This is a genomic window from Desulfosporosinus burensis, assembly GCF_054657535.1.
The window spans coordinates 61,389-76,043 of record NZ_BAAHYN010000011.1; the positions used below are offsets into that span (position 1 = coordinate 61,389).

General features: G+C 43.2%; 12 protein-coding genes. All 12 read right to left on the reverse strand.

What is annotated here, in order from left to right; genetic code table 11:
* Nucleotides 1-71: 71 nt before the first annotated feature.
* Nucleotides 72-1,907 (reverse strand): ASKHA domain-containing protein, encoded by a 1,836-nt coding sequence (locus ACYQ3Q_RS19075; protein ID WP_459930108.1) that lies wholly within the window; start codon nt 1,905-1,907, stop codon nt 72-74.
* Between the two features lie 151 nt (nt 1,908-2,058).
* A complete protein-coding gene (locus ACYQ3Q_RS19080; RefSeq protein WP_459930109.1) occupies nt 2,059-2,682 on the reverse strand; it encodes an HAD family hydrolase in 624 nt (207 codons plus the stop codon).
* 141 nt (nt 2,683-2,823) lie between these two features.
* Nucleotides 2,824-3,627, reverse strand: coding sequence for a methyltetrahydrofolate cobalamin methyltransferase (locus ACYQ3Q_RS19085; RefSeq protein WP_459930110.1), 804 nt, complete (start codon nt 3,625-3,627; stop codon nt 2,824-2,826).
* A 338-nt stretch (nt 3,628-3,965) separates the two neighbouring features.
* The gene (locus tag ACYQ3Q_RS19090) at nt 3,966-4,592 is read right to left on the reverse strand and encodes a corrinoid protein (protein WP_459930111.1); all 627 of its coding nucleotides are present in this window, start codon (nt 4,590-4,592) and stop codon (nt 3,966-3,968) included.
* A gap of 95 nt (nt 4,593-4,687) precedes the next feature.
* On the reverse strand, nt 4,688-6,130 hold the full coding sequence (locus ACYQ3Q_RS19095) for a trimethylamine methyltransferase family protein (protein WP_459930112.1): 1,443 nt from the start codon (nt 6,128-6,130) through the stop codon (nt 4,688-4,690).
* A gap of 165 nt (nt 6,131-6,295) precedes the next feature.
* The gene (locus tag ACYQ3Q_RS19100) at nt 6,296-7,510 is read right to left on the reverse strand and encodes a phosphotransferase (RefSeq protein ID WP_459930113.1); all 1,215 of its coding nucleotides are present in this window, start codon (nt 7,508-7,510) and stop codon (nt 6,296-6,298) included.
* A gap of 295 nt (nt 7,511-7,805) precedes the next feature.
* Nucleotides 7,806-8,459, reverse strand: coding sequence for a corrinoid protein (locus ACYQ3Q_RS19105; protein WP_459930114.1), 654 nt, complete (start codon nt 8,457-8,459; stop codon nt 7,806-7,808).
* Between the two features lie 13 nt (nt 8,460-8,472).
* Nucleotides 8,473-9,747 (reverse strand): PocR ligand-binding domain-containing protein, encoded by a 1,275-nt coding sequence (locus ACYQ3Q_RS19110; RefSeq protein ID WP_459930115.1) that lies wholly within the window; start codon nt 9,745-9,747, stop codon nt 8,473-8,475.
* Between the two features lie 253 nt (nt 9,748-10,000).
* The gene (locus tag ACYQ3Q_RS19115; RefSeq protein WP_459930116.1) at nt 10,001-11,458 is read right to left on the reverse strand and encodes an ethanolamine ammonia-lyase reactivating factor EutA; all 1,458 of its coding nucleotides are present in this window, start codon (nt 11,456-11,458) and stop codon (nt 10,001-10,003) included.
* Nucleotides 11,459-11,471: 13 nt separating this feature from the next.
* Nucleotides 11,472-12,380 (reverse strand): ethanolamine ammonia-lyase subunit EutC, encoded by a 909-nt coding sequence (gene eutC, locus ACYQ3Q_RS19120; protein ID WP_459930117.1) that lies wholly within the window; start codon nt 12,378-12,380, stop codon nt 11,472-11,474.
* 14 nt (nt 12,381-12,394) lie between these two features.
* Nucleotides 12,395-13,759 (reverse strand): ethanolamine ammonia-lyase subunit EutB, encoded by a 1,365-nt coding sequence (locus tag ACYQ3Q_RS19125; protein ID WP_459930118.1) that lies wholly within the window; start codon nt 13,757-13,759, stop codon nt 12,395-12,397.
* Between the two features lie 30 nt (nt 13,760-13,789).
* Complete coding sequence (locus ACYQ3Q_RS19130) at nt 13,790-14,464, reverse strand: cupin domain-containing protein (RefSeq protein ID WP_459929346.1); 675 nt, start codon at nt 14,462-14,464, stop codon at nt 13,790-13,792.
* Nucleotides 14,465-14,655: the final 191 nt, after the last annotated feature.

Below are 14,655 nucleotides of genomic sequence, written 5' to 3' on the forward strand. Positions count from 1 at the left end.
TTTTCTTATTTCATTATAACCCTTCTTGGACAATAATTTAAGATGTTTTCCATCAATTTTAAAAGATTCAATCAACTTAAGCGCTCTAAATACATGCTATCCATAAAATAATTGGAAAATGTGGAATTTCCACCCAGTTCTACATGGCGAATTTTAAGGTATAACTCCTTCGCCTTCGTTAATTCTTGGTAATTCAGAAGAGCTCTTATAGCTCCTACATGTGCCGCATTACCAACCGATTTAATCTTATCTGGGGATATATCTGGAACAAGACCTATATTTAAAATGTTATTTGCCTTAAGATAGGTCGCAAAGGTCCCTGATAAAATAACTGAATCAAGCTCAGGTACTGTAATACCAGCAATTTCAACTAAGGTTTTAATTCCTGCGCAGACAGCTCCTTTGGCTAACTGCATTTCCCCAATATCCCTCTGGCTTAAGGTCACATCTATTCCCTGATCCGTACCAAAAGTTAAGACAAATTCACGCCCTTTTTCAGTCATGCGAATCCGACTGACTAGCTCTGGAGAAAGCCCTTGTTCTTTTTCAGGATCATATAGTTTGCCTTGTTTGTTGATAACTCCAGACTTTCTCATCTCATCGATGCCCTCGATCAGACCTGAGCCGCAAATGCCGACGGGTGGTACATGTCCACCGATCACTTCATAGGCTACTCCAGCCTCCGTGATCGTAACTCCTTCAATGGCTCCTTGTTTTGCTCTCATGCCGTGGGCAATGCCAGCACCTTCGAAGGCTGGTCCTGCCGCTGTAGAGCAGGCAATCATCGTGTTCTCGGTTTTTAAGAACAGTTCGCAATTCGTACCTAAGTCAATCAGTAAATGATTCCCTTCTTCCAAAACTTCAGGTGCTCCTACAATAGCCCCCATGGTATCTCCCCCAACAAAACTTCCGATGTTTGGGAAGAGGTAAACCTTAGCTTGGGCATTGATTTCCAATCCTAGTTCGCTCGCCGTGAACGTCAAGGGTCGATTACAGACTGAAACAAATGGAGAAACTGCGAGATGAGAAACATCCAAACCTAGAAGAAGATGCTGCATCGTCGTGTTACCCACGATCGTCATTTTAGAGATCTCGTTTTGCAGGATGCTCGTCTTGGAGGCGAGTTCTTCGAGTAAGTGATTAATCGTCCTCCTCACTGCGCTGCGTAAAGTCAAGGCATTCTCTTGACTTTGCGTAGCAAAGGAAATACGAGAGATTACATCCGCACCATAAGCTGTCTGTTGATTTTCCGTAGATACAACTTTCAGGACATCCCCTTGTAATAGATCGACTAGTGCAACTGCTACGCTAGTGGTTCCAATATCAATGGCGACACCATAAAGTCGTTTTGTCGTATCTCCCGTTTCGATATCCAAAATCTCATCGTCAGAAGCTGTAACCGTCAAGGCGTACTTATCCGCTCGTAAAACGTCCGGAACCTTACCTAGGACATACAAACTGGCCTTCGTATAACTCTTACCTGTGCTCGTGCTTAGGGTATCTACGATACGGTCCCAGTCCCCTCGTTCATCCGCAAGGGTTGGTTTGCTGGCCTGAATATACACCTTTTCCACCATGGGATCTAAGGCAGTCGCCTTCATTCCGAGGAGAGCCCCTTCTTTTCGATCCTGGCTCTCGACAAAGTCCAGTTCAATAACCATACCCTCAGCAGGTACCACGGTACAGGCAAGCCGTACACCCGTCTTTAATTCACTATCATTGAGATGCGCCAAATCTCGCTCACTCGGCGAAGAAACATTCCCAGTCATGCGAACTTTACATTTACCACAGGTTCCTTTGCCGTTACAAATATTTTGAACGGGAAGACGATTACGGATGAGGGCTTCCATTAAGGTTTCATTTTCCTCTGTTGTTATGACTTGATTGGGATAAATTGTTAACTTCATGACTACCTCCTGTTAGCATATCGACTATCTGTCTTTCCCCAAAGCAAAACAGTGCACCTGTCCCCTTGTTCTCCCACAGACACTTTCACTAATTATTAATATTCGCCTTGTTTCATGGTTATCCTTCAAGATAACTCAGACTTATCAGTCATTAATCTACCTTTTCCAAGAAATTTGCCAGCTCTTCAGGGGTATTAAAGAGATAATCTGGAGAACCTTCCTGGAGTTTGGCGGGTGAATGCCATCCCCACGTGACTCCAATAGTCCGGGTTCCAGCATGTTTACCTTCGATCATATCTCCTTTAGTATCCCCCACATAATAGGCAGGGATTCTGGGATGTAAGGACATTGTGTTTTGAATCTTTTTAATTTTACTCTTTTCCTTTTCTGCCCCAATGACGTCGATAAAGCAAGTAATTCCGTTTTGGTTTAAAATCTTTATCGTGGCGCTGGATAGATTTGAGGTAATGACATAAACAGAGTGTTTTTCCGAAATACGTTGTAAAGCTTCTCCTATGCCCACAAAGAGTTCAAGTTCGGCCAATTGTTCACCTTGTAAAACTTCATATCGCTTTAAAATATTGTCAATCGTTGATTCATCTGTACCGCGTTGCATCATAGTTTCGTAGACGTTCCCTTCAAAAAGCCCGATCACATCATGCGGTTCTTGGATTCCTCTGAACCCATTCTCCAGGCAAGCTTGTGAAAAGCGAGCTATAAAAACCTCCTGGGAATCAACGATAACTCCATCATAATCAAACATTACGAGCGCCACGTTCAACCTCCTTAACCTAGCTTGCCATTAGAATTCCTAATTCTTTATCTACTGACTTGTTTATAAGCATAATACCCTTATTAAAGATGATCCCCTCCTCAAGCGAGAGAAGGGGATCATTCACTGATTTGTAGTTTAAGATTAGCCTAAGAAATCGAATTGTTTATTGCGGAAGGCCTTAAGATATTTGACACAATAGTCATCTCGTCCAGCCAGAGCCTCGGCAGTGACCAAGCTTGCCATCATCATCTTATCCAGCGGATTGATGATGAGTCCATCCAACCCTTTGCCGATCGCCATGATTGCAAAGGCATGATTCATAAATTTTCGAACTGGCAAACCATAAGATACATTCGAAAGTCCGCAAATCGTATGGACTCCTTTGAAGCGAGTCATGATGGCCTCCACAGAGTTAATGAACTCAACTGCAAAGGTACTGTTGGTAGAAACAGGTTGAACCAACGGATCAACATAAATATTATTGAGCGGCACATTATTTTGGACTAAGCCGTCAATCAATTTTTCGGCAATTCTAAGCCGAGCATCCATTGTTTCGGGCATCCCTTCGTCACTCATGCAAAGGGCCACAACTTTTAAGTCAGTTCCGGCAACGACAGGAATCAAGGCATTATAACGTTCTTTTTCTAAAGATATAGAGTTAATCATCGCGATGCCTTTATGCACAGACAGAGCCGCCTCGATCGCCTTGGGATCTGGACTATCAATGCAGCAAGGCGCGTCAACCGCTTCTTGAACTGTTTTTACGAGCCATTGCAGGTATTCAGGCTCTTTGCCCACAAAGATACCGGCATTCACATCAATAAAGTCCGCTCCTGCTTCAAATTCGTCCTTAGCCACCTGTTGGATATATGCAGCATCCTGTGCTTTGATGGCTTCTCCAACAGCCTTTCGGCTTGCATTAATTAATTCTCCAACTACTAACATAGAATTTTCCTCCTCATATTTCAGTTCAACTTCAACTCTCTTAGTGAATAATGCAAATTCTATGCCAACAACTATACTGGCAAAAATCCCTCTTAATGACCTAACTCGACCAAAATATTATGCAAAAGTTCACTGATTAAGTGGAACGGTATAACGGGATAAGTATTCACTAACTTCTGACATGATCTCCTAAGTCAGCATGGACTTAAGTCTATCTGACTTAGATCCGCTTAAGTCATTCAACCTATTTAAAGGTTGTCTTTCAAACTCAGGTAACGGTAATGACTTAGTCAAGAATAAACTATATTATAAGCTGAGATTAAATTCAATCTTAATTCTTATTTAGCAGTGAGTCGGCGAGCCGTCTCCACTGCTCCGGGAGCGTCCGTACTCCAACCATCTGCCCCGATTTTGTTAGCGAAATCTTCCGAAACAGGTGCGCCGCCGACCATCGTCTTAATGCTTAAACCTTGTTCGCGGATTGCTTTAACGGTGACTTCCATGAACGGCATCGTGGTGGTTAAGAGAGCGGACATGCAGATCACATCGGCATTTTTCTCCTTAGCCGTGGCCAGGAATTTTTCTGTATCTACATCTACACCGAGGTCATAGACTTCAAAGCCTGCTCCTTCCATCATCATGGAAACTAGGTTTTTGCCAATGTCATGTAAGTCACCTTTGACAGTTCCGATAATAATGGTTCCCTTTTTCTCGTTTTCCCCTTGAGACAACAATGGCTTAAGTACTTCAAGTCCGGCTTTCATAGCTTTAGCCGCCATTAGCATTTCCGGGACAAAGAATTCTCCTTCAGAGTAGCGTTGGCCAACTTCATCCATGGCTGCAATCAAGCCATTACTAAGAATTTCAGAAACGTCAGTCCCACTAGCTACCTCTGTATTAACGAGAGTCACCACTTTGTCGATATCAAATTCAACCACTGCAGCAAAAATATCTTGTACGCTCATTATTCTCTCCCTTTCCTATCGGCCGCTCTTGACCGTCACGTTAAATTTCATGACTAAGAATTAAATGATAAACTGATAAACTATTTAATATTGAATTAAAGGCTCCATTTAGCATCTCCAGCGACAAGTCCCTTAAAGTGGTCACGAACTTTAGCATCCATTACATCGGTGAAGCGAGACTTATTAGGTTTGCTCAGAATTCTATTGGCTTCTTTCATCGCTCGACTATGGGCATCCGGCTTACCTTGATCTTCCCAACGACGACGCATTTCTCTCGTTGCAACTTTAGGGAGAACTGCGATAGTACGCATATTTTTCATAGTATGGTCGGTGTCCATATAGCTGCCACCAGGTCCTATTTTTGCAATCAGATCTAAGCAGAGGTTCTCTTCGCTATATTCATAGCCCTTTTTCATTCGTTTGAGCATTAAAGCGATTTCATTATCGATAACCGCTTTAGCAAAGTCAAAGGCCATCAGACTTCCTAAGAGACCACCCATATTAAATAAGTCTGCTCCTGCAAGCAAGGCACCAGTGGTATTCATCCCTGTCTCATAGCCGGACTGAGCATCATTCGAGTGAGCATTCGTCAAGCCAATGTATCCACCGGAAGGAACATTATAAAATCTCGCCATCTCTGTATGTGCCATTTGCATCATACCAGTCTCGATAGCACCAGGTGCATAAGCTCCTGTCCGCATATCAGCGACTGTCGATAAGACTGCATAGATCATGGGGGCACCAGGACGAATCATTTGGGTTAGAGTTGCCAATCCCAAGAACTCAGCATTACCAAGCGTCAATGTCCCCATCAGGCTTAATGGTGAGGTCATCCCTGCATTAGGAACAATCGTTCCATAGACTGGTAAACCTTGTTCAATCAGGTAGATGACTGCTTCGGTCGACTCCACATCAAAGGTCAAGGGAGAAACCACTGGGCAGTAGTGGTGGTTGATAAAGGGACGCTTACGATATTCTTCTTCGCTTCCTGCAATCAGGGCGCCTAACTCTAAGACTGTTTTGAGGTCCTCCATGTTGGGTGTATTACTACGGACAGGTTTTTTGCAGTTTTTAAGAGCAGGGTAAAAACGGGACATACTGAACTGCCCTTCTGGGGCATCATCAGCTAAGGTAGAAATTGAAAAGACATCGAAGCCCGGCAGTTCATTAATCAGATAAGCAATATTGGCAATATCGTCAGAGGTTGCTCGTCGTTCTTCGCCTGTTTTAGGATCGATAATATTAGGTGCTGAACTTCCTGTTACGACGATCGGGCGGTCTCCGGGCATTGTGACATCGAATTTAGGATCTTGGGCCGTAAAAGTATAAGTAGGAACAAATGACTTTCTAGCTTTCTCGACTACTTCTCTTGGAAACTTGACCATCATTGTCTCCATGTCAACTTGACAACCATTCTTAGCAAAAATCGCTAGTGCCTTTTCATTGCGAACCAGCATCCCTACGGTTTCAAGTATTTCCAATGATGCTTCGTGAACACGCTCTACTTCCGCCTGACTAAATAATTTTGTGAATTCCACGATACAGTCCCCTTTCCTGTGCTCTGAATTTTTGGAATATCTCTTTTAACAAGTGCCTGAAGAAGGTCTCCCGCTTCTATAATGTGGGAAGAATTGTGCAATTTAATTCAATGGAGGCGGGTAGAGAACCTCACTGAATTACTGAGCGAAGTGAGTTCGCTCTAATTATGATGTAAACCATGATAAGGAGTTAGCAACGTCTGCAATCTCCGCCTTATGGTTTTCAATCCAATTCATTAAACGAACATTATGCTGTAAATAAGCGATGTACTCATACTCGTTCAAATTCGTTCCGGCATAGTAGGCTAGCACATCCCAGTTAATCAAATAGATATTGGCAGCCGCAATCATCGTCGGCAGATACTCTAACTCCACTGCATTGAGAGGTTCAAGGCCTTTCATATCAACCAATTTTTGTTGATATGCTTTTAGAAAGATGGCACATTTATCGAGAAGTAGTACACCATCCTTGTCATCTTTCCAGGAGCAGCAACAATAGGCTAGAGCAAGCGAAACATCAAAGAGCCGGTGATCAATTTTAGACCAATCAAAGTCAAAGATTCCCACAACCTTGTTGTCTAAGAATTTTAGGTTGCCGGCATGAAAGTCATTATGACAAGGTGTGTATGGCATCTTATCTAGTATTTCAGGGGGGATTTGCGAATTCTCAATAACCTCTAATATTGAGTCAAGCTTACTTTTATAATAGGTGTGAAACTTCGTGTCGATATCGGTCTGTGCTAAAGTCTTATATTTTTCCGGTAGAGCCAAGAGTAAGTCCATGATTTTTGGTTCAACCCGCACCAAACCGTGTGAGTCAAAATCTCTGGCAGCGTTATGGAACGTTGCAAGAACTTCTCCAGCGCTGGCACATTCTTCATCATTTAAATTAGGAGTATCCCAGGTGTATAAGTCCTCTCCTTTCAGAAATTCATACACCGCAAAATAGATCTCTGTCTTTTGATTCGCTCCCTCGACTTTCTTAACAAACGTTGAACCATCTTTGGTACGAATTAATCCTGCCGCAATATCTAAGCCATGAGCTTTTGAGTAATTAATCATTAAATGTTCAAAGATGATTTCTGTCTCCGTGATTCCGTATTTGTATTTCCTCACAAAATATTCGTTCTTCTGTCCGTCTTTTTCAGTATAAATGCCAAAACTACGATTAACATATCCACCAAAAATTTCGTAAACACCTGTGACACTACCAAGATTATAATCTTGAAGCGCATCAACGATTTGATTTCGGATCAGGACTGATTCCATAGACTCTAAGAAATGAGTAGCAACTTTTTTAACCTCTTGACTTTGGATAAACATGGAAAACGTTTGATCTACATTAAGTTCTTCAAGAAGGCTCATTTTTCTTGTGTCCATAGGCACCCTCCTCTTAATTACTACTCTCTCTAAAATCGCAACCCTTCTCTATCTAATTATTCAATATCTAATGCGTGACTAGTTTGACTATTATTATAATCATAGCATCTTAAGATCATTTTTTTCTAACACATTCCTGCTCGTTTTGACGCATTACAACCAATTGAATATTCGTACTATTTAGTACATATTGCTATTCTTTGTCGATATTAGCAAGGAAGACTCAAACCCTCACCTAAGCAAACTATGAAACACCCACTTGCAAGAAGTGGGTGTCTTAAACGCGAATTAAAATTTAGCGACTTTTTCTATTAATGATCTTAGCTAGATTTTCTTCTAAGAAGAGTCGCACTTCAAAAGCATCTTCAAAATAATAATCAGCCCCGATTGTCTTAGCATAACCTGAGTCGACAGGTGCACCTCCCACGATGATGACCAAGTTTTTACGAATCCCTATTAGCTCTAATTCGTCAATCACTTCTTTCATCACAGTCATCGTGGTTGTGAGTAAAGCAGACATCATAAGAATATGAGGTTTTTCCTTGCGAATGACACTGGCAAACTTTTTGGGCGTCACATCCACTCCCAAATTAATAATCTCTGCTCCGGTGGTGATGACTAACATCTTCACTAAGCTTAGACCAATATCATGAAGATCCCCAGCCACCGTTCCCATGACGATTTTAGCTGCAATTTTTTTATCAGAATCCTTGAGCAAGGGTTCTACAAGGCTTAACCCGGCATGCATTGCCCGAGATGCCATGAGAACTTCGGGGACCATAACCCTTTGCTCACGAAACTTCTCAGCTACATGATCCATTCCTGCGATCAAACCTTTTTCCAGAACAGACTCTGCTGAAAAACCCTGAGCTAACGCTTGTTTCGTTAGTGCCATGGTATTTTCCGCTTCTCCTGTAATAATTGATTTAATGATAGCTAGAAAAACCATTCATACTCACCCTCTAATACAAACTGTTTTTGTAGATCAGGGGTGTAACCCCGATATACTTACGGAAGACTTTAGAAAAATAACTTTGGTTTTGAAAGCCAACCGCTTTCGAAACCTGAGCAACACTAAATTCAGGTTTTTTCATTATTTCAACCGCTTGCTCCACTCTCACTCTGGTTAAGTAATCATTAATCGTACAATCGAGTTCTTCTCGAAACAAGCGAGAGAGATGCGAAGTACTTACAAAGAGATGCTCAGCCACATCCGCAACAGTAAGGGGCAAGGCGTAATTTTCCATGATGAAATCCCGAGCATTTTTAACAATGGCCAGGTGTTTTTTATCTGCTAAGGTAAAAATCCCCTCTAAGAAGGTTTCAACAATATGCTGAATCTTGTAAAAAAACTTTTCAACTCGCTCAATATCTTCTATTTCCTTATTAAAGTCTTTTAGATGCATCATAATGCGTTCTGCGTTAGCTCCACCTTCTACGGCCGCCCTAGACGTTAACGTTGCCAATTCCGAGATACGTACTTTGACCGTTTCAAGATCCCCAACAGTTTTGGTATAGAGGTCTGTTAAAAGACTCTGAAGCGTTTGGTTTGCTCTCGTTCGATCCCCAAGGCGTATATAGCGCAAAAATTTACGTTCTTTCTTTAGATAAGTGTCATAATCACTAATATCCGGTAAATTCTTCCGCTTTCTCTCCTCGATCTCCCGACGTATCTGCTGTTGTTGCAAACGTGTGGCATCAATTTCTGCTAAGCTATTAATATTTCGCTTCACGATATGATTTACAACGACGAAAAGCATATCTGCAGCTGCTTGAGAACGAGTCGGAGAGACAACCTCAAGCTTACAGGCTTTCGACTTTAATTCATCGAAGTTCTTGATCCCAACATTCAGCATCTTCAGTTCTTGAAAGAAGAAGTGATCAGGTTCCCACATTAAAACTTGTCCACAGATAATGCTTCCCCTGGAAACCCCTTGAATCGTGATTGGAACCGCCCAGATCACCAATCCTGCATGACAACGAAAAAAATAGGGTTCCTCCCATTTTGCAGCTTCCAAGCTAGCTCGTTTATAGGAATCTTGACATTTCTTTTCTCCTTCAGGTTGGCAGCGAATATAACGACAAAAATCGCTGCGTTCTAATTCTCCAAGCACAGAAAGGGTTGCTCCCTCGTTATTAATCGCCTCGATATGCAAACCAGTAGCGTTGTGAAAACTACCTAGGATTTCTTCAAGATAGTTAGGGTCCAGTAGGTTAGCCTCAAATGTTTTGCGCATCGAACTCATCCTTACATAAAGGGGGAAGTAATTCCCCTCAAGTTCATTATCTCTTCTATTCGTCAGAACTATTGTAAATCCTGCCCTAAACTGCACGATTTTAAAAGCGACTGAACATTGATAGAATTCAGCCGCTTAGGAAATGTCACTTAATATTATGTCAAATTCACGTCTAGTGAACTCGTTCAGTTAAAGTTAAACTGACCATCGAGACTTCAGATACGATAGTCTTCAGGGGGGACTTGAAATTCGCTCAACGATTGAAGACTAAGGTTTTTAAGACCACTGGGACAACTCTGCCACCCATAAGAGGTTTCCCGATATCAATATAATCACAATTCTCCACTTCGAGTTGATCTATACAAACCAGTTCTAGGGGTCGATTGGCTAAAGCATTAATGCACTGTCCTAAGACTTTCCCACAGTCTGCTTCAATAACAAGAATGAGGGGTTTATCTGTATACAAGTAGTCTTCCAGTCCCCAAATTAGCCCTTGTGCCAAACTATTGATATCTGCAAAGGACATTGTGCGGGGCCCTTTCATGGCTAGAGCCACGACTCCCTCTGAGTGATCCACTTGAAGGCGGAGGATCTCGCTTTTAACGACTTCAGCTATTCTTTCCGGTGTATCGGGAATCTGGGCAGTAAAGGGAGAAATAACCATGACATTACGTAAAGGCAAGGTTTTTTCTTGAAGATGGATGGTACTGCCACTTAAATTAACCGACTGTGTTCCAGTCCCGATAACGGTTGCTCGAACTGTTTCATTCGGCTTTTCTAAGACAAACCCCGCTGCTTCCAAGCACACTTTAAGCTCCCAACCTAGAAGCGGGCCAAAATCTCCAAAAGCAGTCACTTCCGCCATGGTAGTCGGTCCATTTGGAGCATAAACATAGTCGGCTACCCCGCCAGAAATCATTACTTTTCGAATTCGATGTTCTAATTGCAAAGGGGGAGTCATAAGGAGTTCCTTAGTTAACCCAGCGTGAGTAGAGGTCTTGAGTACGTCCACAACACACGCCGCCATTGCTTTGACAAGGGGACGAAGTTGAGGCAGGGTTACTCGCTCCCCTACTTGAAGCCTTTGTCCAGTAGATTGTAAAGCAATTTTTGCCGGCTCAGAAATGTAAGTAATCCGGTCCCCTTGCCGTTCAAATTCTATTAAGTGCCCGCCGACGTTCAGGCAAGAAGAATCAACTGCCTTTCCCTCATGAAACGTGGCATAGTTGGAGGTTCCACCACCTACGTCGATATTGACCACGACCTGGTGTCTTTGAGCGGAGAATAATGCAGCGCCCGACCCTTTCCCCGCAAAAATCGCTTCTAAATTAGCACCAGCAGTGGCCACTACAAAGTCTCCTGCAAATCCAGCTAAGGCATCAATAATCGACTTAGCATTTTCCTTCTTTGCAGTTTCACCAGTAATAATCACAGCTCCAGTGTCAATCATATCGGGCGTAAGCCCGGCAGCCTGATATTCGGTTTCCACAATTTTAGAGACCGCAACCGCATTAATCAAGTCACGGTCTAAAAGTGGAGTAAAATAGATCTGGCTGCGATGGATCACTTCTTTATCCGTGATTTCTACGCGAGGAACTAAGGATCCGGAAGCCGTATTTTCGATGGTCAATTGGCTGATCACCAGTTGGGTAGTCGTGGTTCCAATATCAATGCCCACACTCGTGATCCTTTGAGTAGTCGATTCGGGCATTTTATCACCACCCCTATTTTTGCTGGTTCAGCTTGACGCCACTCGCTTTGGCAGCCAGAATTTGTTTGATGACATCCGTGAGGTGCGCCCCTGCTTCAGCAGGAGGGATTCCGCCCTTGTGAATATTGGAGATAACCGTTCGATCTGCTTCAACAGTATTTTGATCGGGTCGATAAATCATATAAGCACTTAGACTCTCCGCTGTTCCCAGTCCTGGACGCTCTCCTATTAAGGAAATAATCACATCAGAATTGACGATAGATGCGACATGGTCCTGAACCCATACCCTGCCATTCTTCACGAAGAACGGGGCTCCAACTTTGATTCCTGCAGATTTCAATCCTTGCATCAAGGCAGGCAAGAGATCGGGGATATTGGCCTCAATAGCACTTGAACTCAGTCCATCGACGATCAGAATCTGGACTTGGACATTCTTTTCACACTTCTCCGAAATCATTTTCACTGCTTCTGCCGATAAACGACGCCCCAGGTCTGGTCTTTGCAGAAACTCGTCTTTACTAGTTGCTGCACTTTGAACAGACATTAAGTTCATCCGTTGGAGAAATTGCTCAGAAACATCGAGGAATACAGCATCTTGAGCTACTGCATGATCCGCCAAAAATCTTAATAAGGACATGGTCTTGGGTCGTGCTCCTGCTCTGCCAATTCCAATTCTGGCTGGGGTTGATTTCATCATAGCCTTTACCGCATCCGCATTGAACGGGTTCGAAATCTGCATTTCATCTAGGGGAGGGAACGTAACCATCTCCTCTGATTCTCTGCTAGGGAGTATGGACGTATCCATCATCGCTGCTGCCATCACGTGGTCTTTCCCTTTTTGTGAAAGCAGCCCTTTCTTGGCCAGTTCTTCCATAACACTTTGGATTATGACTTTTTCTAATTCGTTATTCGCGACTGCCACCTCGATTCGCCTCCCTATTTATCAAATATCGATGGATCTCCGGCTCTCTCTGTCAGTTTGCCGTCTTCTAAAATACCCATCTTCTCCAACCACTGCTCGAACTCAGGAAGCGGCCGTAACCCTAAGATTTCGCGGGTACTTGCATCATCATGGTAACTGGTATCCTGATAACTCAACATGACATCATCACCGCCAGGAACTCCCATGAAGAAGTTCGAACCAGCCATGGCGCAAAGAAGAGTTCCCATTTCCTGATCATTTTGGTCTGCTTTCATATGGTTGGTATAACAGGGTGCGATTCCCATCGGTAAACCATGCAGCTTACCCATGAATAAATCTTCCAAGTCTGCGCGGATCACTTCTCGACCTGAATAGATCGTCTCAGGTCCAATAAATCCAGAAACGTTGTTGGTCATAAATGGACGATAACCCCGTGCGTACCCATAGGTTCTTGCTTCCAAGGTCATCATATCAACGCCAAGGTGAGCATCTAGAGAGACCTCGGAGCCTTGTCCAGTTTCAAAATACATAAGATTAGGGCCTGTGGCCGTTCCTTGACGCTGTGCTAAAGCAAAAGCCTCATCGAGAATGGCAGCGCTTACACCAAAAGCATCATTCGCTTTTTGCGTTCCGGCAATACTTTGGAAAACCAAGTCTACAGGAGCTCCTTTTTCAATCGCTTTCATCTGTGTTGTCACATGGGCTAACACACAGTTTTGAGTAGGAATTGCCCATTTGACCATAAAGTTTTTGACCGTATCTAAGAGGCGGGTAACCGTCTCTACGTTGTCTTCCACTGGATTAATTCCAATTACGGCATCCCCTGAACCATAAGATAACCCTTCTTTAAGGGATGCTAACATTCCTTCGACATTGTCTGTGGGGTGATTGGGTTGACAACGAAAAGCAAGTGTTCCAGGTACGCCAAGTGTGGTATTACAGTGTGACTGAATGCGCATCTTCTTCGAGCCAAAGACTAGGTCCATGGTGGACATTAACTTAGCCACCGCAGCAATCATCTCGCTCGTTAGACCTCGACTGATATGTGCCAAGTCCTCTCCCGTTGTTTTATGGTCTAATATATACTCGCGCAAGTAGCCGACCGTCCAGCTTTTGATCTCTTGATAGATTCTCAAGTTAAGACCGTCATAGATTGCCCGAGTGACTTCATCCTCTTCATAGGGAATGACAGGGTTATTATAGATGTCCTCAAGGGTAAGATTACTTAGGACTAATTTTGCTGCCACTCGCTCAGAAGCAGATTTCGCAGCAATACCGACCAATTCATCACCAGACTTCTCTTCATTGGCCTTTGACATAACTTCCTTAAGACTTTGGAATGCAAAAATTTTATTATAAACTTTCGCCTTTAAAATCATGGATCGATCCCCCAATCTGACTTAATGTCCTTAATCGCAAAAATCTGCCCAGTTAGCAGGGTAGGTAGCATAGAAAACTTTGCAAAACGTTGGAGAGGAAAAGACCACTTGGCTTCCCTTAGGAATATAAACTACATCTCCAGGTTGAGCACGGAAGACTTGCCCCTCAACTTCCAGGACAAACTCTCCCTCTATGACATAATCGACTTCATCATAATTTAAAAACCAAGGCAATCTGGAATGATCAAACGTCATAAAACCCGAGGCGAGGTTACCCACCCGTGAGTCAATCACATCAACGAGTCCCACCTTTTGCCCAGGAGGAGCTTCTAGAAAAGGCTGGATCACCACGGTTTCCCCTTTGACATGAGTCGCTTTGGGGTTCTCACAGGCTGGCTTGAGCACCTCACCTAGAATCTTTTGCACCGCTTTTTTCAGGTCATCACTCTGGTTTCCTAAATCTGTAACGGTTCCAGAGGAAACACTGACTTCTCTGACACTAGGCTTTTGATTCACCAGGGGTTCGGTCGATTGACCGACAACACTGTGACTGACAATTTCTTGTCTCCCTTTGCTAATCGTGATCCCTAATTCTTTAGCGAGATCTTTGGCAGAGGGTGTTAGAACACTATCTTCTTCTATGACAATATTTTTATCTAACTTGGCCAAATCTCGTAATACGGCCGCCGAAATAAATCGTCCCATAGTACACCTCCTTATCGAGGCTCGAGGTTCGATGCTCGAGGCTCGATTTTTTATTCGATGACCGATGCTCGATGTTCAATTTTTAAGTTTTAGTGGTTCGGTATTCTTATTCTTCCGTTGGTATTCACTACATTAGACATTAGACTTCATACTTCGTATCTCGTGTTCTTCGTCTCGCGCTTTGCGCCTCG

What these genes read in the sequence shown, in the direction of transcription:
- ACYQ3Q_RS19075 (WP_459930108.1), bottom strand. Translation starts at nt 1,907, where the DNA reads ATGAAGTTAACAATTTATCCCAATCAAGTCATAACAACAGAGGAAAAT.
- ACYQ3Q_RS19085 (WP_459930110.1), bottom strand. Translation starts at nt 3,627, where the DNA reads ATGTTAGTAGTTGGAGAATTAATTAATGCAAGCCGAAAGGCTGTTGGA.
- ACYQ3Q_RS19090 (WP_459930111.1), bottom strand. Translation starts at nt 4,592, where the DNA reads ATGAGCGTACAAGATATTTTTGCTGCAGTGGTTGAATTTGATATCGAC.
- ACYQ3Q_RS19100 (WP_459930113.1), bottom strand. Translation starts at nt 7,510, where the DNA reads ATGGACACAAGAAAAATGAGCCTTCTTGAAGAACTTAATGTAGATCAA.
- ACYQ3Q_RS19105 (WP_459930114.1), bottom strand. Translation starts at nt 8,459, where the DNA reads ATGGTTTTTCTAGCTATCATTAAATCAATTATTACAGGAGAAGCGGAA.
- ACYQ3Q_RS19110 (WP_459930115.1), bottom strand. Translation starts at nt 9,747, where the DNA reads ATGCGCAAAACATTTGAGGCTAACCTACTGGACCCTAACTATCTTGAA.
- ACYQ3Q_RS19115 (WP_459930116.1), bottom strand. Translation starts at nt 11,458, where the DNA reads ATGCCCGAATCGACTACTCAAAGGATCACGAGTGTGGGCATTGATATT.
- ACYQ3Q_RS19125 (WP_459930118.1), bottom strand. Translation starts at nt 13,759, where the DNA reads ATGATTTTAAAGGCGAAAGTTTATAATAAAATTTTTGCATTCCAAAGT.
- ACYQ3Q_RS19130 (WP_459929346.1), bottom strand. Translation starts at nt 14,464, where the DNA reads ATGGGACGATTTATTTCGGCGGCCGTATTACGAGATTTGGCCAAGTTA.